Source organism: Micromonospora sp. NPDC051300 (assembly GCF_044455315.1).
GTDB lineage: Bacteria > Actinomycetota > Actinomycetes > Mycobacteriales > Micromonosporaceae > Micromonospora > Micromonospora robiginosa.
Genome location: NZ_JBITEP010000002.1, coordinates 367910 through 393805, shown reverse-complemented (window position 1 = coordinate 393805; position 25896 = coordinate 367910). Strand labels below are relative to the sequence as shown.

At 73.1% G+C, this 25896-nt stretch carries 22 protein-coding genes and 1 tRNA gene; 7 read left to right on the top strand and 16 right to left on the bottom strand.

Annotation, left to right across the window (positions count from 1 at the left end; all coding sequences use genetic code 11):
* Positions 1 to 12: 12 nt before the first annotated feature.
* The 7 genes from ACIA5A_RS04880 to ACIA5A_RS04850 form a co-directional block, all read right to left on the bottom strand.
* Complete coding sequence (locus ACIA5A_RS04880; protein ID WP_396756466.1) at positions 13 to 723, bottom strand: ABC transporter ATP-binding protein; 711 nt, start codon at positions 721 to 723, stop codon at positions 13 to 15.
* On the bottom strand, positions 713 to 1558 hold the full coding sequence (locus tag ACIA5A_RS04875) for an ABC transporter ATP-binding protein (RefSeq protein WP_396756464.1): 846 nt from the start codon (positions 1556 to 1558) through the stop codon (positions 713 to 715). The genes ACIA5A_RS04880 and ACIA5A_RS04875 overlap by 11 nt, the downstream gene beginning before the upstream one ends.
* Positions 1551 to 2696 carry a branched-chain amino acid ABC transporter permease gene (locus ACIA5A_RS04870; RefSeq protein WP_396756462.1) on the bottom strand — a complete coding sequence of 382 codons (1146 nt, stop codon included), beginning with the start codon at positions 2694 to 2696 and terminating at the stop codon, positions 1551 to 1553. Before ACIA5A_RS04870 ends, ACIA5A_RS04875 begins: the two co-directional genes overlap by 8 nt.
* Entirely contained in the window at positions 2693 to 3643 is a 951-nt protein-coding gene (locus ACIA5A_RS04865; RefSeq protein ID WP_181569437.1) for a branched-chain amino acid ABC transporter permease, read from the bottom strand. The genes ACIA5A_RS04870 and ACIA5A_RS04865 overlap by 4 nt, the downstream gene beginning before the upstream one ends.
* Positions 3644 to 3749: 106 nt before the next feature.
* On the bottom strand, positions 3750 to 4910 hold the full coding sequence (locus tag ACIA5A_RS04860; RefSeq protein ID WP_396756459.1) for a branched-chain amino acid ABC transporter substrate-binding protein: 1161 nt from the start codon (positions 4908 to 4910) through the stop codon (positions 3750 to 3752).
* Between the two features lie 259 nt (positions 4911 to 5169).
* On the bottom strand, positions 5170 to 6354 hold the full coding sequence (locus ACIA5A_RS04855) for a hypothetical protein (protein ID WP_396756457.1): 1185 nt from the start codon (positions 6352 to 6354) through the stop codon (positions 5170 to 5172).
* A 57-nt stretch (positions 6355 to 6411) separates the two neighbouring features.
* Positions 6412 to 7035: an ANTAR domain-containing response regulator gene (locus ACIA5A_RS04850; RefSeq protein WP_091059864.1), complete on the bottom strand. Its 624-nt coding sequence runs from the start codon at positions 7033 to 7035 to the stop codon at positions 6412 to 6414.
* An 81-nt stretch (positions 7036 to 7116) separates the two neighbouring features.
* On the opposite strand from ACIA5A_RS04850, the gene ACIA5A_RS04845 reads away from it, so the two are divergent.
* Both ACIA5A_RS04845 and ACIA5A_RS04840 read left to right on the top strand, forming a co-directional pair.
* Positions 7117 to 7199, top strand: a tRNA-Leu gene (locus tag ACIA5A_RS04845).
* A 99-nt stretch (positions 7200 to 7298) separates the two neighbouring features.
* Positions 7299 to 7982, top strand: coding sequence for a transcriptional regulator (locus tag ACIA5A_RS04840; RefSeq protein WP_396756455.1), 684 nt, complete (start codon positions 7299 to 7301; stop codon positions 7980 to 7982).
* Positions 7983 to 8051: 69 nt separating this feature from the next.
* Here ACIA5A_RS04840 and ACIA5A_RS04835 read toward each other — a convergent pair whose 3' ends face one another.
* Positions 8052 to 9209 (bottom strand): trans-sulfuration enzyme family protein, encoded by a 1158-nt coding sequence (locus ACIA5A_RS04835; protein WP_396756453.1) that lies wholly within the window; start codon positions 9207 to 9209, stop codon positions 8052 to 8054.
* Positions 9210 to 9311: 102 nt separating this feature from the next.
* On the opposite strand from ACIA5A_RS04835, the gene ACIA5A_RS04830 reads away from it, so the two are divergent.
* Together ACIA5A_RS04830 and ACIA5A_RS04825 are read left to right on the top strand one after the other, a co-directional pair.
* Positions 9312 to 9791 carry an Lrp/AsnC family transcriptional regulator gene (locus tag ACIA5A_RS04830; protein ID WP_091059852.1) on the top strand — a complete coding sequence of 160 codons (480 nt, stop codon included), beginning with the start codon at positions 9312 to 9314 and terminating at the stop codon, positions 9789 to 9791.
* Between the two features lie 61 nt (positions 9792 to 9852).
* Positions 9853 to 10848 (top strand): LLM class flavin-dependent oxidoreductase, encoded by a 996-nt coding sequence (locus ACIA5A_RS04825; RefSeq protein ID WP_396756451.1) that lies wholly within the window; start codon positions 9853 to 9855, stop codon positions 10846 to 10848.
* A 166-nt stretch (positions 10849 to 11014) separates the two neighbouring features.
* On the opposite strand, the gene ACIA5A_RS04820 is transcribed toward ACIA5A_RS04825, so the two are convergent.
* From ACIA5A_RS04820 to ACIA5A_RS04790, 7 genes are all read right to left on the bottom strand, one after another.
* Complete coding sequence (locus ACIA5A_RS04820) at positions 11015 to 13264, bottom strand: cellulose binding domain-containing protein (RefSeq protein WP_396756517.1); 2250 nt, start codon at positions 13262 to 13264, stop codon at positions 11015 to 11017.
* Positions 13265 to 13942: 678 nt separating this feature from the next.
* Positions 13943 to 14998, bottom strand: a complete 1056-nt coding sequence (locus tag ACIA5A_RS04815) for a sulfite exporter TauE/SafE family protein (protein WP_396756515.1) — start codon at positions 14996 to 14998, stop codon at positions 13943 to 13945.
* Positions 14999 to 15112: 114 nt separating this feature from the next.
* Positions 15113 to 15583: an Rrf2 family transcriptional regulator gene (locus tag ACIA5A_RS04810; RefSeq protein ID WP_181569445.1), complete on the bottom strand. Its 471-nt coding sequence runs from the start codon at positions 15581 to 15583 to the stop codon at positions 15113 to 15115.
* 71 nt (positions 15584 to 15654) lie between these two features.
* Positions 15655 to 16524 carry an acyl-CoA thioesterase gene (locus tag ACIA5A_RS04805; protein WP_396756513.1) on the bottom strand — a complete coding sequence of 290 codons (870 nt, stop codon included), beginning with the start codon at positions 16522 to 16524 and terminating at the stop codon, positions 15655 to 15657.
* Positions 16525 to 16581: 57 nt separating this feature from the next.
* Positions 16582 to 18030: a pyruvate kinase gene (gene pyk / locus ACIA5A_RS04800; RefSeq protein ID WP_396756449.1), complete on the bottom strand. Its 1449-nt coding sequence runs from the start codon at positions 18028 to 18030 to the stop codon at positions 16582 to 16584.
* Between the two features lie 171 nt (positions 18031 to 18201).
* Positions 18202 to 19629 carry an FAD-binding oxidoreductase gene (locus tag ACIA5A_RS04795; protein WP_396756447.1) on the bottom strand — a complete coding sequence of 476 codons (1428 nt, stop codon included), beginning with the start codon at positions 19627 to 19629 and terminating at the stop codon, positions 18202 to 18204.
* Between the two features lie 113 nt (positions 19630 to 19742).
* Positions 19743 to 20108 (bottom strand): YciI family protein, encoded by a 366-nt coding sequence (locus ACIA5A_RS04790; RefSeq protein WP_396756445.1) that lies wholly within the window; start codon positions 20106 to 20108, stop codon positions 19743 to 19745.
* A 157-nt stretch (positions 20109 to 20265) separates the two neighbouring features.
* Between ACIA5A_RS04790 and ACIA5A_RS04785 the strand changes: the two genes are divergently transcribed.
* The 3 genes from ACIA5A_RS04785 to ACIA5A_RS04775 are packed head-to-tail and all read left to right on the top strand — an operon-like array spanning position 20266 to position 24968.
* Entirely contained in the window at positions 20266 to 22965 is a 2700-nt protein-coding gene (locus ACIA5A_RS04785; RefSeq protein ID WP_396756443.1) for a hypothetical protein, read from the top strand.
* Between the two features lie 9 nt (positions 22966 to 22974).
* The gene (locus ACIA5A_RS04780) at positions 22975 to 23967 is read left to right on the top strand and encodes a queuosine salvage family protein (protein ID WP_396756441.1); all 993 of its coding nucleotides are present in this window, start codon (positions 22975 to 22977) and stop codon (positions 23965 to 23967) included.
* Positions 23968 to 23978: 11 nt separating this feature from the next.
* Positions 23979 to 24968 (top strand): hydroxyacid dehydrogenase, encoded by a 990-nt coding sequence (locus ACIA5A_RS04775; protein ID WP_396756439.1) that lies wholly within the window; start codon positions 23979 to 23981, stop codon positions 24966 to 24968.
* Between the two features lie 12 nt (positions 24969 to 24980).
* Here ACIA5A_RS04775 and ACIA5A_RS04770 read toward each other — a convergent pair whose 3' ends face one another.
* A complete protein-coding gene (locus ACIA5A_RS04770; protein WP_396756438.1) occupies positions 24981 to 25793 on the bottom strand; it encodes a glycosyltransferase family 8 protein in 813 nt (270 codons plus the stop codon).
* Positions 25794 to 25896 lie beyond the last annotated feature (103 nt).

Below are 25896 nucleotides of genomic sequence, written 5' to 3'. Positions count from 1 at the left end.
GGGGGGCGTCGGTCAGGCCACGCCGAGGTAGGCCTCTTTGACCGAGGGGTCGTGCAGCAGCTCCGCGCCGGTGCCGCTCTTGACGATCCGGCCGGTCTCCAGCACGTACGCCCGGTGGGCGCGGGCCAGTGCCTGCTGGGCGTTCTGCTCCACCAGCAGGACGGTGGTGCCCTGCTGGTTGATCTCCGTGATGATGGTGAAGATCTGCTGGATCAGCATCGGCGCGAGACCCATCGACGGCTCGTCGAGCAGCAGCAGCTTCGGCCGGCTCATCAGCGCCCGGCCGACCGCGAGCATCTGCTGCTCGCCGCCGGAGAGGGTGCCACCGGGCTGCTTGCGCCGCTCGGCCAGCCGGGGGAACAGGTCCAGCACCCGCGCCATGTCCTGCGCGATGCCGGCCTTGTCCCGCCGGGTGTACGCGCCCATGTCGAGGTTCTCCAGCACCGTCATGCCGGGGAAGATGCCCCGGCCCTCGGGCGCCTGGCACAGCCCGCGCCGGACCCGCAGGTCGGCCCGGAGCTTGGAGATGTCCTCACCGGCGAACCTGATGCTGCCGGTGGCGATCGGCCGGATGCCGGAGATCGCCCGCATGGTGGTGGACTTGCCGGCGCCGTTCGCGCCGATCAGCGCGACGATCTCGCCCTCGTCCACGGTCAGGCTGATGCCGTGCAGCGCCTGGATCCGCCCGTAGAGCAGGCTCACGTCCTCGATCTCAAGCAGCATCGTCCGGCACCCCCAGGTACGCCGCGACCACCTTCGGGTTGTCCCGCACCTCGGCGGGCAGCCCCTCGGCGATCTTCTTTCCGAACTCCAGGACCACGATCCGGTCGGTCACGCCCATCACCAGGCGCATGTCGTGCTCGATCAGCAGCACGGTCACACCCTGGTCCCGGATCTGCCGGATGAGCTGGAGCAGCTCCTCCTTCTCGGCCGGGTTGAAGCCGGCGGCCGGCTCGTCCAGGCAGAGCAGCACCGGGTCGGTGGCGAGCGCGCGGGCGATCTCCAGACGCCGCTGCTCGCCGTAGGACAGGTTGCGGGCGAACTCGTGCATCCGGGGAAGGATGCCGACGAACTCCAGCAGGCGCTCGGCCTTCTCCCGCCCCTCGCGCTCCTCCTTCCAGTGCCGCGGCAGCCGCAGCAGCGCGGAGATCACGCTGGTCTTGTGGTGCGCGTCCGCGCCGACCTGGACGTTCTCCAGCGCGGTCATCTCCGGGAAGAGCCGGATGTTCTGGAACGTGCGGGCCATGCCCATCCGGGTGATCTGGTGGCGCTTCTTGCCGCTGATCTTCTCGCCCCGGAACCGGATCTGCCCCTCGGTGGGCTGGTAGATGCCGGTCATCGCGTTGAAGCAGGTGGTCTTGCCCGCGCCGTTGGGCCCGATCAGCCCGAGGATCTCGCCCTTGTAGAGGGTGAAGTCCACGTCGTTGAGGGCCACCACGCCGCCGAAGCGCAGCGTGACGTGGTCGACCTCCAACAACGGCTCGCGCTTGTCCACCGTCTCGACGGCGGGCGCCGCCGCCTGGGCCGGAACGGCCGGGGTCTGTTCGGTGTCACTCACCGACGATCACCTCCTTGCGGCGGTCCTTGAACTCCGCCGCTCGTCGCCGGTTCGGGATCAGGCCCTGCGGCCGGAAGATCATCATGATCACGAGCACCAGGCCGAAGAAGAGGAACCGGTACTCGTACAGCTCGATGCCGAACAGCTCGATGCCGCGGAACCGCTCGATCATGTACGCCACCAGGCCGCCGCCGACGATCGCGCCGACGATGTTGCCGGAGCCGCCGAAGATGACCGCGGCCAGGATGATGATCGAGTTGAGCAGCTCGAAGTTCTGCGAGTTGACGAAGTTCTGCTTGCCCGCGAACAACGCCCCGGCCAGGCCGGCGATCGCCGCGCCGGAGGCGAACGCCCACAGCTTGAACTTGAACGTGGGCACGCCCATCAACTGGGCCGCGTCCTCGTCCTCCCGGATCGAGATCCAGGCCCGGCCGACCCGGCTGTGGGTCAGGTTCCGCACCCCGATCACCACCAGGATGATCAGCGTGAGCACCAGCCAGTAGTACGGGCGGGCGTCGAGCACCCCGAAGAACGGCCGCCCGTCGGCGTACTTGCCCGGCGGGTGCGGGATCTCGCTGAAGCCCCGCTGCCCCTTGAGGAACGTGGAGCTGACCGCCGCGATCCGGATCATCTCGGCGAAGCCGAGCGTCACCAACGCCAGGTAGTCGCCGCGCAGGCGCAGCGTCGGCGTGCCCAGCATGACGCCGGAGACCATGGTCAGCGCGATCGCGATCGGCACCACCAGCAGCCACGGCCACAGCGTCTTGATGTTGCTGCTCGGCGAGGTGAGCACCGCGACGGTGTACGCGCCGACCGCGAAGAAGCCGAAGTAACCGAGGTCGAGCAGGCCGGCGAACCCGACCACGATGTTCAGCCCGACCGCAAGCAACACGTAGATCGAGACGGTGAAGAGCACCTGGGTGAAGTTCGCGCCGGGCGTCGGGATCGGCCCGAGGTACTGGTAGAACTCCTTGTTCGGCAGCGCGTAGAAGAACACGATGACCGCGGCCAGCAACACCCAGCGCACCCAGCGCGGCGCGTGGTGCCAGCGGTCCGCGATCGCCTCCCGGCCCTGCCGCAGCCGGACCCCGATCCCCTCCTGCTGCTCCGGGCTCGGCGGATTTACCGTCGTCGTCATGCGCGTGCCCTCCCCAGTGATTCGCCCAGCAGGCCGGTCGGGCGGAACATCAGCAGCACGACGAGCACCGCGAACGCGGCGAAGTCCTTCCACTGACTGCCGAACAGACCCGAGGCGTAGTTCTCCACGACGCCCAGCAGCAGGCCGCCGACGAGCGCGCCCCGCAGGTTGCCGATGCCGCCGAGCACCGCCGCGGTGAACGCCTTGAGGCCCAGCAGGAAGCCGACGCTGTAGGTGAGCGTCTGGATCCGCACGTCGTAGAGCAGGCCCGCGACACCGGCCATGGTGCCGCCGGCGATGAAGACCATCAGGATGATCCGGTCCTTGTTCACACCCATCAGGGCCGCCGTGTTGGCGTCCTGCGCCACCGCCCGGATGCCGCGGCCGGTGCGGCTGCGGTTGATGAACTGGTCCAGCGCGAACATCATCACCAGCGCGGCGCCGATGGTGAGCAGCTGGATGCTGTCGATCGGCACGCCGGCGACGTGGAACAGCGGCTTCGAGCTGACCAGCGACGGCGCACCCTCGGGCAGGCGTCGGGTGTAGACGCCGAACGCCTCGGAGATCGCGATCGAGGCGCCGATCGCGGTGATCAGGAACGCCAGCGGAGGCGCGTTGCGCTTGCGCAGCGGACGGTACGCCACCCGCTCGATCACCGTCGCGGTGCCGGCCGAGGCGATGGCCGCCACGATCATCGCCACCAGCAGATAGAACAGGATCGAGCCGACGCCGCTGACCTGGGAGTTCTGGTCGAGACCGAAACCGTTCCAGGTCCAGATCGCGGCGAACGCGCCCGCGATGAACACCTCGGAGTGGGCGAAGTTGATGAGCCTGAGCACGCCGTAGACAAGCGTGTAGCCGAGCGCGACCAGGGCGTAGATCGCACCCTGTGTCAGGCCGGTCGTGGTGAGTTCCCCGAAGTTGGAGAACAGTCCGTCGAAGTTCAAGGGAGGGACGCTCCGTCGCTGAAGAGAAAAAGGGGGTGCGGCCGGGAGCCAGCTCCCGGCCGCACCCGCGATTCACAACTCAATCGCCAGTCGCAGCGATCGACGATCAGGACTTGGGGATCTCCTGGTCCGGGACAACCTTGCCGCCCTGCACCTTGAACGCCCAGACCTTGACCTGCGCCGGGTCCAGCTCGCCGCCCTCGACGAACTTGTAGCTGGCCGCCACGCCCTCGCCGCTGTAGCCCTTGACGAACTCGAGCAGGTCGGAACGGGAGGTCTTGCCGGCCTTGATGCCCGCCAGCAGGATGTTCGCGGCGTCGAACGCGGTGTCGCTGTAGGTGCCCGGGTCGGTGCCGTTCAGGGCCTTGTAGTCGGCGGCGAAGGAGCCGCGGGCCTCGGTGGACGGCTGGCAGGGGCAGGTGAGGATGGTGCCCTCGGCGGCGGCCGCACCGGCGGAGGTGATGTAGGCGCCGTCGTTCACGCCGTCACCGGCGACCAGCGGGGCGGTGACGCCGGCAGCGGTGAGCTGCTTGCGGATCAGGCCGGCCTCCTGGTAGTAGCCACCGTAGAAGACCGCCTTGACGTTCGCGGCCTTGACCTTGGTGACGACCGCGGAGAACTCGGTCTGCTTGCCCTCGCCCTGGACCTTGTCGCTGCCCACGACCGCCGGGCCGAGCACCTTCTTGACCTCGTCGGCCAGACCGGCGCCGTACGCCGACTGGTCGTCGATCACGTAGACCTTGTCGGCCTTGATCACGTTCTTGATGTAGACGCCGGCGGCGGGGCCCTGGCTCAGGTCGTTGCCGACCGCGCGGAAGAAGGTCTTCCAACCCTTCTTGGCGAGGGTCGGGTTGGTCGCGGAGGGGGTGATGGTGACCAGACCGGCCTCGTTGAACAGCGGACCGGCGGCCTCCGACTCACCCGAGTAGGCCGGACCCACGACACCGAGGATCTTGGTGTCGTCGATCGCCTTCTGGGCCAGGCCGGGCGCCTGGTCCGGGCTGCCCTGCGAGTCGAGCTCGGCGAGCTCGACCTTGCAGTCCGGGTTCTCCTTGTTGTACTTGTCGACCGCCAGCTTGGCGCCGTTCTTCTCGTTGATGCCCAGCGCGGCCGAGCTACCGGTCAGCGCGCCGAAGAAAGCGATCTTGCTCCCGCAGGCGCTGCCCCCGGAACCCTCATCGTCGCTGCCGCTGGAACAAGCGGTACCACCGGCGACGAGCGCCAGCATGGCGACCCCGCCGATCACGCGTGCGAGCTTCTGCCTCAAGGCCCGAACCCTCCTCCGTCCATGGTCCGAACCACCCGCTGCTGATTGGCCCTTGCGGGGGGCGGACGAACCAGACCGTCGTCGCCGGTCTGGGCCGGGACGTTATCCCACCGGCCAGCGGTGACGTAAGACCCGGAAAGCGGGGTTGACCGAACCGTTACACGCCGTGGCGGATTACCGACGCTTCCCGTAAGAACCGTAGGCGGCGCGAGGCTTTCACCGAGGTTTCCTCGGTAACGGGTCAAGTGATCAGCGGTCGCTACTCATCGACGCTCGACAACGCCGCCCACCAGGCACGCGACGTTTTTCCGTCATCCGCCACCACCACCAGCCCGGCCTCGCCCGCGGCCACCGCCAGGGCCGCGTCGCCGCGTGCCGGCACCGGCGCCGGCACGATCACCGGACGCCACGACACGCCGCCGTCACCCGATATCCACAATCGGCGATCCGCGCCGTCCCCGGTCACCGCGACCAGGCGCCCGCCGGCCACGGCCAGGCCCGTCACCGACGACACCCCCGGCCCGTCCGCGCCGAACCGGCCGACGCGAGTCCACCCGTCCGGCCGGTCGGCCGGGGCCCGCCACACCGCGAAGCCGTCACGGACCGGACCGACCGCCGTCGGCGCGCCGTCGCGCAGCACCACCCGCTCCGCCGCCCCGCCCCCGTCCGCCGGCAGCGCCGCCCGCCGCCACGACCGGCCGTCCGCCGACGACCAGGCCAACGGCGTCAACGCCGTGCCGCCCGCCGGCAGCAACGACCCCACCACCAGCCAACCCGATCCCAGGGCCGCCGCGTCGTACGCCGCGGTCCGCCCCCGGGCGTCGCCGGCCAGCTCCGCGACCCCCTCGCGCACCTCGAAACCGCCGGCGTCCGGCGACGTCCACACCGCCGCGCCGTCCGTACGCGCCCCGGCGATCAACCAGCCGCCCGGCCCGGCCGCCAACCGCGACGCGCTCACCGCGCGCGGCCCGCCGAACAGCTCGAACGCCGCCGGCACCTCCCGCACCGGCCCGCCCGGACGCCACACCCACGATCCGGTACGCGGATTGCCGTGCACGCCACCCGTCTTCGCCCCGAGCGCCGCCATCCCGTCGTCGCGGCACGCCACCGCGTAGAGCACGTGCTGGCGGCCGTAGAACGTCTGGGCGCGCATGGGCAACGCCGACCACGTCGTGCCGTCCGAGCTGGACCAGGCCGCCGGCCGGGTCTCCCCCGCCGGGTCGACCACGCCGCCGACCGCGTACCACCTGTTGGCGCAGCGCGCCGCGTCGCGGAGCAGGAGGCGACCCGCGGGCCCCGCCGGCACCGGAAGCTCGACCGCCCGCCAGGCCGGGCGCACCGGCGCCGGCGCGGTCGGCTCCTCCGGCGCCGACCGGCACGCGGCCAGCAGCACCGCGACACCGGCCACCACGACGACCACCGACCTCAGGCGCGGAAGAGGCATGGATCCGATCCTATCGATCGGTCGCCTCCCGGCGGGCGGTGAACCGCGCCCGATCGGTCAGGAGGCGGGCTGCTGCGCCACCTCGCCGCCGGCGGTCTCGGCGAGGATCCGCTCGGCGACCTCCTTCATGGTCATCCGGTGGTCCATCGCGGTGCGCTGGATCCACTTGAATGCCTGCGGCTCGGTCATGCCGTAGGTGGTCATCAGCGCGCCCTTGGCCCGCTCGACGGTCTTGCGGATCTCCAGCCGGTCGGTCAGGCCGGCGACCTCGGCCTCCAGCGCGGAGATCTCCGAGTAGCGGGACAGCGCGATCTCCACCGCCGGCACCAGGTCGCTCTTCTGGAACGGCTTCACCAGGTAGGCCATCGCGCCGGCCGCCCGGGCCCGCTCCACCAGGTCGCGCTGGCTGAACGCGGTCAGGATGATCACGGGGGCGATGCGCGCGCCGGCGATCCGCTCGGCGGCGGCCAGCCCGTCCATGATCGGCATCTTGATGTCGAGGATGACCAGATCCGGCTTGAGCTCCTCGGCGAGCTTGACGGCGGTCTCCCCGTCGCCGGCCTCGCCGACCACCTCGTAGCCCTCCTCGACAAGCATCTCGGCCAGGTCCAGCCGGATCAGCGCCTCGTCCTCGGCGATCAGAACGCGCTTGCGCTCGGCATCCGTCTGCATCTCGCCCACGAGCCACTCCCACCATCGATCTCGGCACGGTCACCACCCATGCTCCCGCATGAGCCTAGTCGGGTACAGTTACCGCACCCCGCCGGGATGGTGGAACGGCATACACGGAAGTCTCAAACACTTCTGCCCGAAAGGGCTTGCGGGTTCGAATCCCGCTCCCGGCACTTCTTGTCATACACGTGTTCGAGGATGTCGCTGTGCATCCTCCCGAAATGCGGGCACGAGCCCGCGCCCTTCGCGCTCGGGGTCACAACATCCGTTCGGTGGCCCGCAGCCTCTCCCTGCCCTACACCACGGTCTGGCACTGGTGCGTCGACCGACCCGAGCCGGCGATCTTCGGCAGCGCGGTCCGCTGCTTCCGCTGCCGCCCCGACCAGGACGATCCCCCGGACCGGGCGGCCTACGCCTACCTGCTCGGGCTCTATCTCGGAGACGGACACCTGGTCACCACGGACCGGACGCCGGTGCTCCGCGTCTACTGTGCGAACGCCTGGCCGAGCCTGATCGAGAAGTGCGACGCCGCGATGCGTGCGGTGTTGGCCAACAAGGTGCAGCGCATCCGGAAACCGGGCTGTGTCGCCGTGCAGAGCACCGCCATCCACTGGCCGTGCCTTTTCCCCCAGCACGGGCCGGGCAAGAAGCACGAGCGCCCGATCGTCCTGGCCGACTGGCAGCAGGTCATCATCGAGGCGCAACCGGGCGACTTCCTGCGCGGCCTGTTCCACTCCGACGGCTGCCGCTTCGCCAACCGGGTCGTGGTTCGCGGGAAGGAGTACGTCTATCCCCGCTACATGTTCTCCAACCGCTCCACCGACATCATGGCGCTGTGCCAGTCGGCCCTCGACCTGCTCGGCATCGCCTGGCGGATGAACCTGCCGTGGTCACTGTCGGTGGCCCGGCGGGAGGCCGTGGCCGCGCTGGACCGACACGTCGGCCCGAAGTCCTGACCGGACGGTCGCAGCATCGGCACGACGCCGGTGGCGACCGGTCCGACGGCCGACGCCGCCCGGCGCGCGTCAGATCGAGGCGAGCGCCCGGGCCAGGTCGGCGCGCAGGTCCTCCGGGTCCTCCAGGCCGACCGAGACCCGCAGCAGCCCGCCGCACGGCTTGGCGTCGCCCTCGACCGGCCGGTGGGTCAGCGAGGCCGGGTGCTGGATCAGCGTGTCGACGCCGCCGAGCGAGACCGCGTGGGTGATCAGCTCGCAGGCGCCGGCGACCGTGGCCGCGGCGGGCGCGCCGCCGCGTACCTCGAAGGCGAGCAGGCTGCCGCCGCCGGACATCTGGCGGCCGACAAGCCCGGCCGGGTCGTGCCGGGACGGGTGGTGCACCCGTTCGACGGCCGGGTGGCCGGCGAGCCAGGCGGCGAGCTTCTCCGCGCCGGCCTGCTGGGCGCGGACCCGCAGCGGCAGGGTCTGCAGGCCGCGGTGCAGCAGGTAGGCGCCGAGCGGGTGCAGGACGGCGCCGGTGACGGCGCGCACCTGGCGCAGCCGGGCGGCCCAGTCGGGCGCACAGGCGACGACGCCGGCGAGGACGTCGCCGTGGCCGCCGATGCTCTTGGTGGCGCTGTGCAGGACGAGCGCCGCGCCGTGCCGGGCGGGCTGCTGGAGCACGGGGGTGGCGACGGTGTTGTCGACGAGCAGCGGGACGTCGCCGGCGGCGGTGGCGAGCGCGGCGATGTCGACGAGGTCGAGCGTCGGGTTGGCCGGGGTCTCCACCACGACAAGCGCGGTGTCGGGGCGGATCGCGGCGGCGACGTCGTCGGCGCGGGCCCAGGTGACCTCGGTGCCGAGCAGGCCGGTGGCGAGGACGTGGTCGGTGCCGCCGTAGAGCGGGCGGACGGCGACGACGTGACGCTTGCCGTCGCGGGTGGCGGCGAGCAGGGTGGCGGTGAGCGCGGCCATGCCGCTGGCGAACGCGACCGACTCGGCGGTGTCTTCGAGTTGGGCGAGGGCGGTCTCGAAGCGGGCCACGGTGGGGTTCCAGAGCCGCTGGTAGACGGCGCTGCCGCCGGCCGGGAGCGGGTTGCCGGTGGCGAGCGTCTCGTAGGCGTCGCCGCCGTCGGCCACCGAGGGCAGCGGGTTGGTGGTGGAGAGGTCGATGGGCGGGACGTGGACGCCGAGGCCGGCGAGGTCGTCACGCCCGGCGTGCACGGCTGCGGTGTCCACGGCGGTCATGCCCGGAAGCGTCGAACATGATGGTGTTCGGGGGCAATACTCTCGAAGAAGATTCTGATGATCTCGCTTCCGCCCGACGCATCTGCGGTGGAGGATGGTGGGATGCCTCTCGCACCGAACGATGTGCGGCCGTTCTCCGGCCTGGACGACGTCGACCGCGCGATCCTCACCGAGCTGACCGCCGACGGGCGACTGCCCAACAACGCGCTCGCGGAGCGGGTGGGCGTGGCCCCGTCGACGTGTCTGACGCGTACCCGGGCGCTGCGCGAGTGCGGGGCGATCCGCGGGTTCCACGCGGACGTCGACCCGGCGGCGGTGGGCCTGCCGTTGCAGGCGCTGGTGTCGGTGCGGTTGACGGCGCACGAGCGGGCCGCGGTGGACGCCTTCCGGGCCCGGTCGGTGCGGCTGCCGGGGGTGGTGTCGGTGTTCCACGTGGCCGGCGCGGAGGACTACGTGCTGCACGTGCGGGCGGCGTCCGGGGACGCGCTGCGCGACTTCGTGCTCGACCACCTGGCGGTGGATCCGGCGGTGCGGCACACCCAGACCAGCCTGATCTTCGAGCAGGCCCGGGGTATGGGCTGACCCACCCCACGGAACAATTCCGGCACGTGGCCGGTTGCACCCTGGCGTGATCGACGTACCGATGTCTGTTCTTGACCTTGCCCCGGTGGCCGCGACCGGCAGTGCCGGTGAGGCGCTGCGGCACACCACCGAGCTGGCCCGGCGCACCGAGGAGCTGGGCTTCCGCCGGTTCTGGGTGGCCGAGCACCACAACATGCCGGCGATCGCCAGTTCGGCGCCGGCGGTGCTGCTCGCGCACCTGGCGGCCAACACCAGCACGATCCGGCTGGGCTCGGGTGGGGTGATGCTGCCCAACCACGCGCCGCTGGTCGTGGCGGAGCAGTTCGGCACCCTCGACGCGCTGCACCCGGGCCGGATCGACCTGGGCATCGGGCGGGCGCCCGGCACCGACCAGGTGACCGCGCTGGCGCTGCGCCGGACCATGGAGGGGCTCTCCGCCGAGCACTTCCCGCGTGAGCTGGCCGACCTGATGAACTACTTCAGCGGGGCGGAGCCGGGCCCGATCACCGCGACGCCGGGGCGCGGGCAGTCGCCGCAGGTGTGGCTGCTCGGGTCGAGCGGGTTCAGCGCCCAACTCGCCGGCCTGCTCGGGCTGCCGTTCTCGTTCGCGCACCACTTCAGCTCGCAGAACACGGTGCCGGCGTTGCAGCTCTACCGGCAGCACTTCCGGCCGTCGCAGTGGCTCGACAGGCCGTACGCGATGGTGGCGGTCAACGCCATCTGCGCGGAGACCGACGAGCGGGCGCAGTGGCTGGCCGGTCCGGCCGGGTTGTCGTTCCTGAAGCTGCGCTCGGGGCGGCCGGAGCCGCTTGTCACGCCGGAGGACGCGGCGGCCTACCCGTACACGGAGATGGAGCGGGAGTTCGTGGCCCAGCGCCGCGACGGCCAGGCGACGGGTGCGCCGGAGACGGTCGCCCGGCAGCTCGGCGCGTTGCTGGAGCGCACCGGCGCGGACGAGCTGATGCTGACCACGATGGTCTACGACGTGGCCGACCGGGTCCGCTCGTTCGAGCTGATCGCCGAGAAGGTGGCCGGTGGGCTGCGCCGGGAAGGCTGAAACACGCTCTTCATAGCCGCGTCACCGCAGCGTCGCGTGGGACGCATAACTTTGTCCCCGGTGGTGGTACGGCATTCCCGGTCGGGACGGGTCGGGAATGCTGCGGTGTGGTGCACCGGGTCGCCGGCTGAGCGGATTCCGCGGCCGGCGACCCGGTGCCTGCGTTCTAGCGCAGGTAGATGTTCGGCGCCGCTGGCGTGGCCATCCCGTCACCGAGGTGGAAGCCCGGGTGCGGCGGCTGGTTGTAGGCGGTGTTCTGCCAGGCGACCGCGACCCGATACTGGGGGTCGTGCATCAACGTCGGCAGGCGCAGGCCGGTGGTGACCGGCGTGCTGTAGATCCGTAGCGCGCTGCTGTCGGCGGTGCGCCAGACGACCTCCTCGCGCCAGTCACCGAGGATGTCGCCGGAGAGTGCCGGGGTGCTCTTGGTGCCGTTGTTGGAGGCGACGTTGGCGCCGGTGAGCAGCCGGGTCTCGCCGCTGGTGCCGTACTTGTCGATCTTCGTGCCGTCGAGCAGCTCACGGACCGGGTCGCCGTCCCACCAGATCAGGAAGTTCGCCGAGGACGGCTTGCGGCCCACGTTCTGCCCGCGCGTGTTGAGCAGACCGTCGGCGGCCGACGACCAGGACTCCGCGCCGGGGCTGCCGGCCCAGACGTCGTCGGAGACACCGCGACCGTTGTCACCGTTCGGGGCGGTCTGCCAGAGGATCTGGCCGGTACGCGCGTCGGCCATCCACGAGCTGGGCTTGCTGCCGTCCTCGTCGACCTTGAAGACCTCCAGGCCGGCGCGGCCCGGGTCGAGGTCGCCGACGTGCAGCGCGTCGCCATGCCCGTTGCCGGTGGAGTAGAGCAGCCGGCCGTTGTCGTCGATGGTGGCGGCCCCGTACACGATCTCCTGACGGCCGTCGTTGTCCACGTCGGCGACGGAGAGCTGGTGGTTGCCCTGGCCGGCGGCGGCGCCGTTGCCGGAGGTGTTGGAGTCGAACGTCCAGCGCCTGCGCAGCGTGCCGTCGCGGAAGTCCCAGGCGGCGATCACCGCCCGGGTGTAGTAGCCGCGCGCCATGACCAGCGAGGGCCGCTGCCCGTCCAGGTAGGCGGTGCCGGCGAGGAACCGGTCGACCCGGTTGCCGTACGAGTCGCCCCAGGACGAGACGGTGCCGCGGGGCGGGTCGTAGTCGACGGTGGACAGGGCCGCGCCGGTGCGCCCGTCGAACATGGTCAGGTATTCGGGGCCGGCGAGCACGTAGCCGCTGGAGTTGCGGTGGTCGGCCGAGGACGAGCCGATCACCTGACCGGTGCCGGAACGGGTGCCGTCGGCCGTCTTCATGGCCACCTCGGCGTCGCCGTCGCCGTCGTAGTCGTACACCTGGAACTGGGTGTAGTGGGCGCCGGCGCGGATGTTGCGACCCAGGTCGATGCGCCACAGCCGGGCCCCGGTGAGGGTGTACGCGTCGACGTAGACGTTGCCGGTGTAGCCGGACTGCGAGTTGTCCTTGCTGTTGGACGGGTCCCACTTGAGCACGAACTCGTAGCGTCCGTCGCCGTCGAGGTCGCCGACGCTCGCGTCGTTGGCGGAGTAGCTGTAGGCCTCGCCGCTCGGCGTGGTGCCCCCCGGTGGGGCCTGGATCGGCACGTCCAGGTAGCCGTTGGCGAACTGCAACGCCGGGGCGGACGCCGCCTGCTCGGCGCCGTTCACCACGGCCCGCACGGTGTACGCCGACCCGGCCGCCGCGCCGCCGTCGAGGTAGGTGGTGGCGCCGGTGATCGGGCTGGGGTTCACCCTGGTGGAGCCCCGGTAGAGGTTGAACGACACGCCGGAGGTCTCGGTGCCGAGCAGTCGCCAGGAGACCAGGTTCCCGGTGCCGGAGCGGACGCTGACGAGTCCTCGGTCGAGCTTCTCCATCTGCTTGGCGCCGGCCGGGGGCGTGGTGGGTGGCGGCGTGGTCGGTGGCGCGGTGGTCGGGCCGGACGTCGGCGGTGTCGAGGTCGGCGGCGCGCCGGTGCAGGTGGTGCCGTTGAGCGTGAACGCGGTGGGCACCGGGTTGGCGGCGTTGTTCCAGGAGCCGTTGAAGCCGAAGTTCGCGCTGCCGCCGGTGCCCAGCGCCGCGTTGTAGCCGGCGTCGCGGGCGGTGACCTGGGCGCCGGACTGACCGACCGTGGCGTTCCAGGCCTGGACGACCTGCTGACCGGCGGTGAAGCTCCAGCCGAGCGTCCAGCCGTCGACCGGGTCGCCGAGGTTGGTCACGGTGACGTCGGCGCCGAAGCCGCCGCTCCACTGGTTGGTGATCCGGTAGTCGGCCCGGCAGGCGGCGGCCGCTGCCTCGGCGGTCACGGCGGTGAGCGCGCCGGTCGCCAGGGTCGCCGCCGAGGCCGCAGCGAGCAGCGCGGTGCGGCGGCGTGAGCTGGTGGGATGCACGGGGTTGCCTTTCGCGAAGGTCAGGCGCGCGACGACGCCGGCCTGCCCGGACCGGCGGGAGAGTACGCGCTTCACATCGACGTTCGTAATTGGCTTCGCGCCCTGCCAGGGTAGGTCACCACCGGACGCCCTCACAAGCGCCGGCCACGCTCCGCCCGCGTCACTTACCGTGACCGTGCGGGAAAGAGGTCGCTGAAAACCGATATACCTCAGAGGCATAAATATGACTGTGCGGTATATCGCGCTAAAAGGCCCTGTTCACCTGGAGGCGACACGCCGTGCGACAGCGCGACACGGCGACGCGCCGCGACCCACCGGCGGCCCGCCAGCAGGGCGTGGACCGCGACGACGTCGACACGCCACGACCACCGAGGACGTTCGAGCGCGGCGCGCCGATCGCCGCCCGCCGATGCACCGGACATCGCAGGCACAGGGGCGTGACACGCGCGGCGCAGCCGCCGACGCACCGGACATCGCGGGCACAGGGGCGCGACACGCGCGGCGCAGCCGCCGACGCACCGGACATCGTGGGCACAAGCGCGGGCGAGCCGCGCACTCGCCGACGTACCGACACCGTAGGCAAAGGCGCATGGCAGGAGCCGCGCGGGCGTTGACGCCTCGGGACACCGATGACGCGAGCTCGCCGACGGCCTCGGGCGGCCCGTCGGCGGCGCGGGCTCAGCCCTCGACAACGGCGGCGAGCCGGCGGGGGTCCCCGCCCTCGGCGGGCGGAGCGTCGGCGGCCGGCACGGCGGCGGCAGTCGGGGCGGCGGCAGTCGGGGCGGCGGCCGCGACCTCGGGGGACGGGGCGGTGCCGGACCGGGCCTCGGCGGACGGGGCGGTGGCGGCGAGGGCCGCGTCGACGGTGGCGCGGGCCCGGCGGGTCCGGCGCAGCGCCCGCACCGCGAGCACCACGGCGGCCACCCAGCCGGCGGCGAGCACGGCGTAGACCAGGGCCGGCACCGGGCCGCCCAGCTCGCCGGCGCGCAACAGGGTGCGGGCGTTGGTCAGCACGATCACGCCGCCGATGACGGCGCCGAGCACCTGGGCCGGGACGATGCGGACCAGCCAGGCCGCGATCGGCGCGGCGATCAGGCCGCCGATCAGGAGGGCGGCCACGGTGGGCAGCAGGAAGCCTTCGGAGCCGAGGCCGATGAGGAAGCCGACGCTCGCCGCGCCGGCCACCACGAACTCGGAGGTGTCCACCGAGCCGATGACCTTGCGGGGCTCCATCCGGCCGGACACCAGCAGGGCCGGGGTGGCGACCGGGCCCCAGCCGCCACCGCCCGTCGCGTCGACGAAGCCGGCGACCAGTCCGAGCGGGGCGAGGAAGCGGCTACGCAGCCGGCCGGCGGCGCGGTTGGCGCGCAACGGCCGGGAGAAGCGAACCAGCAGGTAGGCGCCGAGGGTGAAGAGGATGGCGGCCATCCAGGGCGCGGCCGACTCGGTGGAGATGGAGCTGAGGAACGTGGCGCCGGCGAACGCGCCGATCGCGCCGGGCAACGCGATCCGGCCGACGACCTTCCAGTCGACGTTGCCGAAGCGCCAGTGCGAGACGCCGGCGGCGAGCGTGGTGCCGATCTCGGCGAGGTGCACCGAGGCGGAGGCGGCGGCCGGCGCGACCCCGGCGAAGAGCAGCAGGGTCGACGAGGTCAGCCCGTACGCCATGCCGAGCGCGCCGTCGACCAGTTGCGCGAGGAGCCCGACGAGGGCGAGTACCAGCAGCTTGCGCACGAGCGCCCCCAGACTTTTCGGCATCTCCTATCAACTTGGTCGACAATGCGGCACGGAGGCGTCCCGGGTCAAGTCCCCCATCCGGTTGGTGAGACTCGCCGGACGGCCCGGCGGTCAGCTCCAGGCGCGCGGGTCGGCGGCCAACTCGTTGACCCGTCCGGGCAGCGTGCCGGCCGCCACGTCGGCGATGGTGACCAGCTCCAGGATCTCCCGCTCGCTGGCCCGCAACGCGATCCACACGTCCTGCAGGGCGCGCGCGGCGCCCTGGTAGCCGAGCTGCTCCGGGCGCTGGCCCCGGACGTGCGCGAGCGGCCCGTCGATCACCCGGATCACCTCGGCCAGGGAGATCTCCGCGGCCGGTCGGGCCAGCCAGTAGCCGCCCTCGGGACCACGCTGGGCGTGCACGATGCCGCCCCGGCGCAGTTGGAGCAGGATGCTCTCCAGGAACTTCGGCGGGATGTCCTGCGAGCGGGCGATCTGCTCGGCGGTCACCGGCCGGCTCCGCCCGGAGGTCGTGCCCTCGGCGACCGAGGCCAGCTCGGCGGCCGCACGGAGGGCGTAGTCGACCCGGGCGGAGAGGCGCATGCGGGCAACGTTAGTCCCCTGCTCAGCCGCGCGGCTTCCCGCCCCTCGGCCGAACGGTCACGGTTGTCGGCTCAGCCGCCGACCCGGCGCAGCAGACCCTCCTGCACGGCGCTGGCGATGTGCCGGCCGTCGGTGGTGAACATCCGGCCGGTGGCCAGGCCCCGGGCCCCGGACGCGGACGGGCTCCAGCAGTCGTAGAGGAACCACTCGTCGGCCCGGAAGGACCTGTGGAACCACAGCGCGTGGTCGAGGCTCGCGCCGACCACCCCGCCCGGCCCCCACACCTCGCCGTGCACCGACAGCACGGAGTCGAGCAGCGTCAGGTCGGAGGCGTACGTCAGCGCGCACGCGTGCAGCAGCGGGTCGTCGGGCAGCTTGCCGTCGATCCGCATCCAGACCCGCTGGTGCGGCTCGGCCGGACGGTCGCCGGGGCGGACCCAGCCGGGCTCGCCGACGTAGCGGACGTCGATCGGGCGCGGGATCTGACCCCAGATGCCGAGCCGCTCCGGGTAGCGGGCGAGCCGGTCGGCCATGGTCGGCACCTCGTCCGGACCGGGCACGTCCGGCGGGAGCGGGGCGTGGTGGTCCAGCCCCTCCTCCTGCCGTTGGAACGACGCCGACATGAAGAAGATCGGCTCGTCGTGCTGCAACGCCACCGAGCGGCGCACCGAGAAGGAGCGTCCGTCGCGGACGTTCTCCACCTGGTATTCGATCGGCTCGGCCGGATCGCCGGGCCGCACGAAGTAGCCGTGCAGCGAGTGCACGGCACGCTCCGGGTCGACCGTGCGGCCGGCGGCCACCAACGCCTGACCGGCGACCTGACCGCCGTAGACCCGCTGCGGACCGACCGGCGGGCTCATCCCGCGGAAGGTCATCTCGCCGGTCTGCGCCAAGTCCAGCACCTCCAGGAGCTGGTCGACCGCCGCCTGCCCGGTCGCCACCGGAGCGTCACTCACCGCGCTGCCCCCGGTCGCCGTCACCCGGCCCGCCGAACCGGTTCACTGAAGCGCCCGGGCCGCCGCCGCGTCGACCAGCGAACCGAGCTGGTGCACGCGCAGCGTGTTGGTGGAGCCGGGGGTGCCGGGCGGGCTGCCGGCCACGATCACCACGTAGTCGCCCGGGTTGGCCCGGTTGAGGCCCAGCAGCGCCTGGTCGACCTGGCGGAACATGTCGTCGGTGTGCTGGACGAACGGCATCAGGAACGTCTCCACGCCCCAGCAGAGCGCGAGCTGGTTGCGCACCTCCGGCACCGGGGTGAAGGCCAGCAGCGGCAGGTCGCAGTGCAGCCGGCTGAGCCGCTTGACGGTGTCGCCGGTCTGCGAGAACGCCACCATGGCCTTGGCGCCGATGGCGCGCGCGATCGACGAGGCGGCGACGGTGAGCGCGCCGCCGTGCGTACGCGGGTCGTGCTGGAGCCGGGGCACGGCGATCGAGCCGGCCTCGGTGGTGGTGATGATCTTGGCCATGGTGCTGACGGTGAGCACCGGGTACTTGCCGACGCTGGTCTCGCCGGAGAGCATCACCGCGTCCGCGCCGTCGAGCACCGCGTTGGCCACGTCGGAGGCCTCGGCGCGGGTCGGGCGGGAGTTCTCGATCATGGAGTCGAGCATCTGGGTGGCCACGATGACCGGCTTGGCGTTCTCCCGGCAGAGCTGCACGGCGCGCTTCTGCACCAGCGGGACCTGGTCGAGCGGCAGCTCCACGCCGAGGTCGCCGCGGGCCACCATGACGCCGTCGAAGGCGAGCACGATCGCCTCCAGGTGGTCGACCGCCTCCGGCTTCTCCACCTTGGCGAGCACCGGGCGGCGCACGCCCTCCTCGTCCATGATCGAGTGGACCAGCTTGATGTCGTCCGGCGAGCGGACGAAGGAGAGCGCGACCAGGTCGACGCCGAGGCCGAGGGCGAAGCGCAGGTCCTCGGCGTCCTTGTCGGACATGGCCGGGACGCTCACCGCCACGTTCGGCAGCGAGACACCCTTGTTGTTGGAGACCGGGCCGCCCTCGGTGACCAGGCAGCGGATGTCGTTGCCGGTGACGTCGCTGACCTCGACCGCCACCCGGCCGTCGTCGATCAGCAGCCGGTCGCCCGGCTTCACCTCCTGCGGCAGCTTGCGGTAGGTGCAGGAGACCCGCTCCTTGGTGCCGACGATCTCGTCGCTCGTGATCACCACCGAGTCGCCGGTGCGCCACTCGTGCGGCCCGTCGGCGAAGCGGCCGAGGCGGATCTTGGGGCCCTGGAGGTCGGCGAGCACCGCGACCGGCTGCCCGGCCGCCTCCGCCGCCTCCCGGACCATCCGGCAGACCGACTCGTGGTCGGCGTGAGCGCCGTGGCTGAAGTTGAGCCTCGCCACGTTCATGCCGGCCTCGACGAGCCCCCGGATGCGCTCCGGGGACGAGGTGGCGGGGCCGAGAGTGCAGACGATCTTCGCGCGGCGTGTCACGCCCATCAGGCTAGTCTCTCCTCCGGATCGACCTGCCGGCCGACCCCTTGCGGACTGCGGAACAGTTGTCCAACGACGCGCGAAGAACCCGCGCTGGCGGGCGGTAGGCGTACCGCACCGGAACGTCGTGTGTGGCGGGCATCGGCGACCGCGCGGCGGAAATCGTACCGCCCCCCGTCACCGGTCTACCGGGTGCTCCCGGCGATCCGGCCCGGCCGCCCCGTCACGGGGCCCAGGCGGGCCGGCGGGCGGCAACGTCGGCACGGCGGAGAACGTCAGGTGCGGGTCGTAGCGGCGCTTGGCCGTGCGCAGCCGGTCCCAGTTCGGGCCGTAGGCGAGGCGGACCCGGTCGGTCTCCTCCGGCGCGAGCAGGTTCGGGTAGCCGCCGGGCAGCGCGTGCGGGGCCAGGGCCGCGCTCGTGCGCTCGGCCCAGGCACGGTGCGGCGCCGGGTCGTCGCCCGGCGCCCAGACCGCGATGATCTCCGCCAGCAGGTGGTCGGCGCGCAGCCCGAACGCGGTCTCGGTCACCCCGACCCGGCCGGCCGCGCCGTGGAAGTGGTGCAGCGCGATCGCCGAGAACGGCGACGTGACGGCCCCGGCCGCCGCGGTCAGCGCGGCCAGCACCGGCTCGTCCACCCCGGCCAACCAGCGGGTACGCAGCAGGTAGTGGTTGCCGTCGGCCATCCCGCCGTCGAACAGGCGTAACGCCTCCTCGTAGGGCAGCGGGGCGACCTGGTCGACGAGCGGGGTGCCGAGCGCGCGCAGCCGGTCCACCGCGGCCTCGCCGGCCGCCGGGTCGTCGCCGCTGTGGAACGGGGCGAGGAAAACCACCGGCTCCCCCGCCGGGCCGGGCAGGAAACCGGCCATCACGGTCAGCTCGTCCGGCGCGTCGCGCACCACGGCGCCGTAGCCGCGCAGCACCGCCGTCGCCTGCGCCAGCGGGAACAGCAGCATGCCGGCGAGCACGGTGGCGATCCGGTGGGTGCGGTAGCGCAGCGCGGTGACCAGCCCGAAGTTGCCGCCGCCGCCGCGCAGCGCCCAGAACAGCTCGCGCTCGTGGTGCGCGTCGGCGCTGACCCGCCGGCCGTCGGCGAGCACCACCTCGGCGCCGAGCAGGTTGTCCAGCGCCAGCCCGAGGCGACCGCAGAGCGGGCCGTAGCCGCCGGCCATGGTCAGCCCGGCCATCCCGACCGCGCGCACCACGCCGGTGGGGACCACCCGGTCGTACGGCCGCAGGGCGGCCAGCACGTCGGCGGCCGTCGCCCCGCCGCCCACGGTGACCACCCCGGAGTCGGGGTCGAGGTCGACGCCGCGCAGCGCGGTGAGGTCGACGACCAGGCCGCCGTCGCGCAGCGCCCGGCCGGCCCAGTCGTGGCCGCCGGCGCGGGCCGACAGCGGCAGGTGGCAGCGACGCGCGACGCGGACCGCCAGGGCGACCTCGTCGGCGTCACGCACCCGGGCGACGAGCGCCGGGGTCGCGCCCGGGACGCCGTTCCAGAGGCGTACGGCGTCCGGGAAGCCGGCGTCGGTCGGGGTGAGCAGGCGGTCTCCGAGCGCGTCGCGGAGCAGGTCGGCGGCGTGCGGCACATCCGGGGCGGAGGTCATGGCGGACTCCCTCGGCCGACCCCGGGCCGGCGGCGCCGGACGGGCCGGGGTCGCTGCTGCGCCGGACCGTAGCACCGCCGGGACGCGCGCGCGGTCGGCCGCCCGACAGTGCCTCAGCTCTCGGTCTTGACCAGCGGAAACTCCAGCGATCCGGCGGGACAGAGGAAGGTGAGCACCTCCACCCGGTAGAGCCCGGCCTGCACCGCCGGGTCCGCCTCCATCACGCTGCGCACGTTGTCCACCGAGCCGGTGCGGGCCAGTCCGAAGCCGATCGGCGGGTCCGGCTCGCGCGCCGGTCCGTCGACCGAGCCGTCGATCAGCACGATGCCGCGCCGCTGCAACGCCTGCATGTGCCGCAGGTGCTCGGACTGGAGCCGCTGCACGGTCTCCTCCGGCAGCGCCCGCCCGGAGGGGCCGGGATAGAGCACGATGCACTCGTACGTGTCCAGCGCGAAGTCGAGCCGGGGCGTCGCGCCCATGCGCACCTCCTGCAGCGGCGTCCCGCCCAGCCTCGCACGGTGCCACCCCGCCGCGGGGCCGCTCGCCGCAACTGCCCGCCGTGCCGCCCGGTCACCGACCTGCCGAGGCGTTCGTCCGGTCGTTGCCAGCGTGTCCAGGGCATTGATATCTTTCCCCGTGCACATCGACCGGGGACCGGCCGCGAACGCCTCACCGTGGTTCGCCGGCCCGCCCGGGGAGGCCGGCACCGACCCAGCCCCGTCGTCGCTGGGCCGGGCCGTCCGCGACGTCGCGGTCCGCACGCTCACCGAGTTCGTCACCCGCTACGCGCCCGCCTTCCGCGTGCCGCGCGTCTTCGCGGGGTTCCCGGTGCAGGCGGACGTGCACGCCGACCTCGCCCACGTCCTCGGGCTGCTGCACGTCGGCGGCGTCACCCACCTCGCCGGCACGCCCGTCGACGAGGCGCTGTCGACGGTGCTCGGCGCGGTCGACGGTCCGCGCACCCACACGTTCGCCTCCTACCGGGTGGCCGAGACGGTGCGCCGGTTCGGGCCGTGGGCGGACAACGCGCTGCTGGCCCGGCTGCCGCCCGAGCGGCGGGAGCAACTGCGGGCCGCGGTCGACACCGGGCCGCACGACGCCTGGCTGGACGCCCGCACGCCGCGCAACTACGCCGCCGTGCTGGCCCGCTGCGAGCACGCCCGGGCGGCACTCGGGCTGCCCGTCGACCACGCGGCGCTGGACGGCCTGGTCGCGCGCACCCGCGCCCTGATCGAGGAGACGCCGGGCCGGCAACTGGACGACTCCACCGACGGCTCCGGCCGGTTCGACGTCTACGGCCCGGCCCTGTATCTGGTCGCCGAGCCGCTGGCCGCCCGGATCGGCCCGGCCTGGGAGGCGGGGGCCCGCCAGGCACTCGCCCTGGTGGACCTGGTGGTCACCGACAGCGGGACCGCCGTCGGGTGGGGCCGCTCGGCCGGGGCGCTGGCCCGCTGCCTCACGGTCGAGCTGGCCGGGCTGGTCGCCCGCCGCCCCGAGCTGTCGCCGACCGGCCCGGACGAGTGGGCGGCCCGGGCCGGGGACGCGCTCGCCGCGCTGCGGCAGTGGTTCGACCAGGGGCTGATCCAGTCGCACCGCCACCGGTCGACGTACGCGTACCGGGGGCCGGCCCGGCGGTTGCAGATGACCCTCGACTGCCTCGGCAAGCTGCTGGACGCCGCGAACTCGCTGGACGCCGTGCCGGTGCCGGGCCCGACCCCGCGCCGGACCCGTGACGCGGTGTTCTGGTTCGACCGCGACCGGCACGCCGGCGTCTGGTCCTACCGGTCGGCGCACACCGCCTTCGTCCTGCCGCTCGTCGGCTCCACCGTCTCGGACTACCTGCCCGTGCCGCAGTGGCCCGGCCTGTTCGAGGTGCCGGTGGACAGCGCCCTCGCCACCGGGGTGCCGGTGGCGGTGTACGACGGGCGTACGGTCGCGCCGGCCGGCCTGCCCGACGAGGTGGTCCACCGGCCGGGCGGCCTGGAGGTGGTCCACCACCGCTGGCCGGACACCGGCCGGCGGCAGGTCCCCGACGAGCCCGCGCCGGTGCGGGCGACGCGCCGCGCCCGGTACGAGGTCCGCGGCCGGACCCTGCACGTGCACGAGGAACTGCGCTTCGACGAGCCGCCGGACGCGGTCGCCCTGCAGGTGACGGAGGCGGCGGCCCGGCCGCTGCGGGTCGAGTTCGCGGTCGGCCCGGCCGACGTGGTCACCACAGTCGAGGTGCGCGGCGTGAAGGACTACCGCAGCTACTTCGGTGAGCTGCCGGTGGTGCACCAGGTGGAGTTGGCGCCGGCCGCCCGGCTGGACTTCCGCTGGTCGGTCACGCCCAAGCTGCGGGTGGCCAGCTCGGCGTACGGCCACCACTACGACGCCCTGCTCTACGGCCCGCTGCGGGACCGGGTGCACGAGGTAGCGCTCACCCGCGCGCGGCTCGACCGGCACCGGGAGATCCTCGCCGAGGTGGACGTGTTCCACCTGCACTGGCCGGAGCGGCTCCTCCCGCCGGACCTGGCCGGGCACCTCGCGCTCATCGACGCGGTGCGCGACAGCGGCACCCGGCTCCTGCTCACCCAGCACAACCTCACGCCGCACGACAGGCGGCCGGAGTGGCGGGGGGTCTACCAGGCGTGGGCGGCCGCCGCCGACGGCGTGATCCACCACAGCGCGCGCGGGCGGGACCGGGCACGCGCCGAGTTGCCGTACGCCGACCAGGCCCGCCACGTGGTGATCCCGCACGGGCACTTCGGCGAGCTGATGACGGACATCCGCGACGACGACCGGGGCCGCACCGAGGCGGATCTCGGCCTGCGACCCGGGGCGCTGCGGCTCGGCGTGATCGGGGCGCCCCGGCCGGAGAAGGACGTCGCGCTCGTGATCGACGCGGTGACCGCCTGCGGCCGCGACGACATCGAGCTGCTGGTGCTCTCCGGCACCCCGGAGCTGCCCCGCCCGCCGGATCCCCGGATCCGGGTCGTGCCCTACGAGCTGGTGCCGCGCCGCGAGTACAACCGCCGGCTCGCCGCGATCGACGTGCTGGTGCTGCCGTTCCACGACGGCGACATGCTGGCCACCGGCACGGTCGCCGACGCGGTCGGGCGGGGACTGCCGGCGCTGGTGTCGCCGTGGCCGTTCCTCACCGAGATGCTCGGCGGGTCCGCCATCCCGTACGGCCGCACCCGCGAGGACCTGACCCGCTGCCTGGACTCGCTCGACGACGCCCGCCTCGAGGAGGCCCGCGCGGCGAGCGGGCGGCTGCGCGACGCCCACGACTGGGCGCGGGTGGCGGAGCTGCACCTCGCCGCGTTGGAGTCCCTTGGTCCCGCGAAGCTCTGAGGAGAGTGGATGACCGACCAGACCACCGGCGTGGGCGCGGCCCCGCGGACGTACCCGGACCACCCGGCCGAACTGCGCGCCGCCGCCGCCGCGGTGGCGGCCCGGGCCGCGCACGTCCGGCCGTCGTCGCGCCCGGTCGACGCCGGCTACCTCGACGAGCTGCGCCGCCACCCGCCGGTGGAGTCCGGGCTGTCCCGGCTGCCGGACGAACGAACCCGGATCGGCTTCGTGATCGTCCGCGACGCGATCAACTTCGGCTCCGGACTGCACCCGCACCTGGTGAAGCTGCCCGGCCTGTCCGGCGCCCGGACCATCGGTCAGCACCTGCTCGACCGGGTGCTCCGGCAGGGCGTGCCGGAGCCCGCGTACCTGGCCGGTCTCGACGCGCACGCCTGCGCGGAGCTGTTCGGCCAGCCGACGCGGGGCCCGGCGTTCACCCTGATGACCATGTTCGCGACCGCCTGGAACGAGTTGGGCGCGCACACCCGGGACCGGTTCGGCGGGGAGTACCCGGCGCTGGTGGAGGAGGCGGCCGGGTCACCGACGCGGATGGTGGCGATCCTGGCCGGGATGCCGCACTGGCGGGACGTCTCCCGGCACGGCGACCTCGCGGTGCCGTTCCACAAGCGGGCCCAGCTCGCGACGTACGGCCTGTCGTTGTGTCACGACCCCGGGGGCGGACGGCGGTTCGCCGACCTCGGCCGGCTCACCGCGTTCGCGGACAACCTCATCCCGCACGTGCTGATCGAGGACGGGCTGTTGGAGGTCTCCGCGGAGCTGGCCGACGCGCTGCGGGCCGGCCGGCCGCTGGAGCACGGCTCGACGCCGGAGGTGGAGCTGCGGGCCGGCGCGGTGGAGGTGTGCGAGCGGCTGGCCCGGCGGGCGGCGGCGGACGGTGACCCGCTGCACCCGGTCGAGCTGGCCAGCCTGCTGTGGAAGCGAGGTCAGCAGCCGCGCTACAAGGCCACGCCCCGGCCGCGCAGCGTCAGCTTCGCCTACTGAGGAGGACCTGGATGCTCCCGGCCGCCCTGCTGATGCGCGCGGACCTGCCCGACCAGCTCTTCTCCCCCGCCGGTCGGGCCCGGCTGGACCACCTGCTCACGCTCGCCACCTGGACCTCCTGGGCGGACGCGTCGCCGGCGGCGTTGCGCCGCACCGAGCTGCTGGTGACCGGCTGGGGCTGTCCCCGCGTCGGCGCGGCGGAGCTGGCCGCCCTGCCCCGCCTGCGGGCGGTGGTGCACACCGGCGGCTCGGTGAAGGACCTGCTCGATCCGGCGGTCTGGGCGCGCGGCATCCGGGTGACCAGTTCGGCGCGGGCCAACGCGGTGCCGGTGGCCGACTACACGGTGGCGATGGTGCTGCTGGCCGGCAAGAACGTCCTCGCCGCCGCCGCGCGCTACCGGCACACCCTGGACCGCCGGGCCCTGCTGACCGGCTACCCGGAGACCGGCAACGCGGACCGGACTGTCGGTCTGCTCGGCGCGTCCCGGGTCGGCCGGCTGGTGGCGGCCCGGCTGTCCGGCCTCGGCTTCCGGCTGCTCTGCCACGACCCGCACCTCGACCCGGACGACGCGCGACGGCTCGGGGTGCGACAGGTCGGCCTGGACCGGTTGTTCGCGGAGGCGTCGATCGTCAGCCTGCACGCCCCGCTCACCGCGGACACCGCCGGGATGGTCGGCGCGGCCGAGCTGGCGCTGATGCCTGACGGCGGCACCCTGGTCAACACCGCCCGGGCCGGGCTGCTGGACCAGGACGCGCTCCTCGTCGAGCTGCGGAGCGGCCGGCTCTCGGCCGTGCTGGACGTGACCGACCCCGAGCCGCTGCCGCTGGACCATCCGCTGCGCGAGCTGCCGAACGTCCTCGTCACCCCGCACGTGGCCGGCGCCCAGGGCACCGAGCTGCGCCGCCTCGGCGACCAGGCTGTGGAGGAGGTGGAGCGGTTCGTCGACGGCCGGCCGCCGGCGGACCCGGTGCTTGCGGAGCGGCTGCCGTTCCTCGCCTGAGTCGAGGACGGCTCAGGCGCCCACCTCCGCGCGGTATTTCCAGTAGCGCCGGCCGAACTCGCTGAAGTCGGGGAACTCGGCGGTCCAGAACTTCTTCGGACCGACGCAGTGCACCAGGGACGCCTGGGCCGGGTCGCCGCCGTAGACCGGCTCCAGCCGCCAGCCCATCATGTGGTTCCACCGGTGCGGCAGCCGGCGCCACAGTCCGAACAGGACGGAGTTCAGGGCGTCCTGGTCGGGATAGCGGGCCGCGTCGGCGTGCCGCTCGATGTACGCCAGGGCGTCCCGGGTGACGCCCGCCTCCCGCCAGCGCGCGAGGTCGATCAGCAGCATGCCCGAGTTGAAGTAGGGCGCCTGCGGGTCGAGCCCGGCCTCCTCGCGCAGCCCGGGCAGCGCGCCCCCGTCGGCCAGTCGCCGGGTGTACGCGTCGCGGACCGCGCCGATCACCGCGTCGCCCAGCTCGACCTCGGCGAGCCCGGTCAGCGGCCCGGTGCAGAGCATGTCGCAGTCGAGGTAGAGCAGCCGGTCCAGCTCGGCGGGCACGAGCCAGGGCATGAACAGCCGCAGGTACATGCCCTGGGAGATGTGTCGGGCGCTGTCCCGGGTGGACAGCGGCAGGTGTGCGACCTGTTCCACCGGCAGGAAGTGCGCCTCCCCGCGGTCGCCGACCTGCCGCCGGACGGCGTCGCGCACGGCCCGGCCCGGCTCGCGGTCGGTGATCAGCCAGAACCGGGGCGCCGCCAGGGCGCTCTCGCGCAGGATGCTCTCGATGAGGACCCGCGCGTGCGGCACGTACGCCTCGTCGAAGCCGAGTCCGATGTGCACCGGCTCCCCATCGTCGTCACGGCGCACCCCGTGGTGGCGCCACTGTCAGCTTCGGGCATCCGGGGCGGTCCTGCCAACCCCGTACGACCCCTACCGGCAACGA

What these genes read in the sequence shown, in the direction of transcription:
- ACIA5A_RS04790 (WP_396756445.1), bottom strand. Translation starts at nt 20,108, where the DNA reads ATGGGCGCGACGCCCCGGCTCGACTTCGCGCTGGACACGTACGAGTGC.
- ACIA5A_RS04830 (WP_091059852.1), top strand. Translation starts at nt 9,312, where the DNA reads ATGCCTCTCGCACCGAACGATGTGCGGCCGTTCTCCGGCCTGGACGAC.
- ACIA5A_RS04855 (WP_396756457.1), bottom strand. Translation starts at nt 6,354, where the DNA reads ATGCCTCTTCCGCGCCTGAGGTCGGTGGTCGTCGTGGTGGCCGGTGTC.
- ACIA5A_RS04810 (WP_181569445.1), bottom strand. Translation starts at nt 15,583, where the DNA reads ATGCGCCTCTCCGCCCGGGTCGACTACGCCCTCCGTGCGGCCGCCGAG.
- ACIA5A_RS04870 (WP_396756462.1), bottom strand. Translation starts at nt 2,696, where the DNA reads ATGACGACGACGGTAAATCCGCCGAGCCCGGAGCAGCAGGAGGGGATC.
- ACIA5A_RS04825 (WP_396756451.1), top strand. Translation starts at nt 9,853, where the DNA reads ATGTCTGTTCTTGACCTTGCCCCGGTGGCCGCGACCGGCAGTGCCGGT.
- ACIA5A_RS04780 (WP_396756441.1), top strand. Translation starts at nt 22,975, where the DNA reads ATGACCGACCAGACCACCGGCGTGGGCGCGGCCCCGCGGACGTACCCG.
- ACIA5A_RS04795 (WP_396756447.1), bottom strand. Translation starts at nt 19,629, where the DNA reads ATGACCTCCGCCCCGGATGTGCCGCACGCCGCCGACCTGCTCCGCGAC.
- ACIA5A_RS04775 (WP_396756439.1), top strand. Translation starts at nt 23,979, where the DNA reads ATGCTCCCGGCCGCCCTGCTGATGCGCGCGGACCTGCCCGACCAGCTC.
- pyk (WP_396756449.1), bottom strand. Translation starts at nt 18,030, where the DNA reads ATGGGCGTGACACGCCGCGCGAAGATCGTCTGCACTCTCGGCCCCGCC.
- ACIA5A_RS04835 (WP_396756453.1), bottom strand. Translation starts at nt 9,209, where the DNA reads ATGACCGCCGTGGACACCGCAGCCGTGCACGCCGGGCGTGACGACCTC.
- ACIA5A_RS04880 (WP_396756466.1), bottom strand. Translation starts at nt 723, where the DNA reads ATGCTGCTTGAGATCGAGGACGTGAGCCTGCTCTACGGGCGGATCCAG.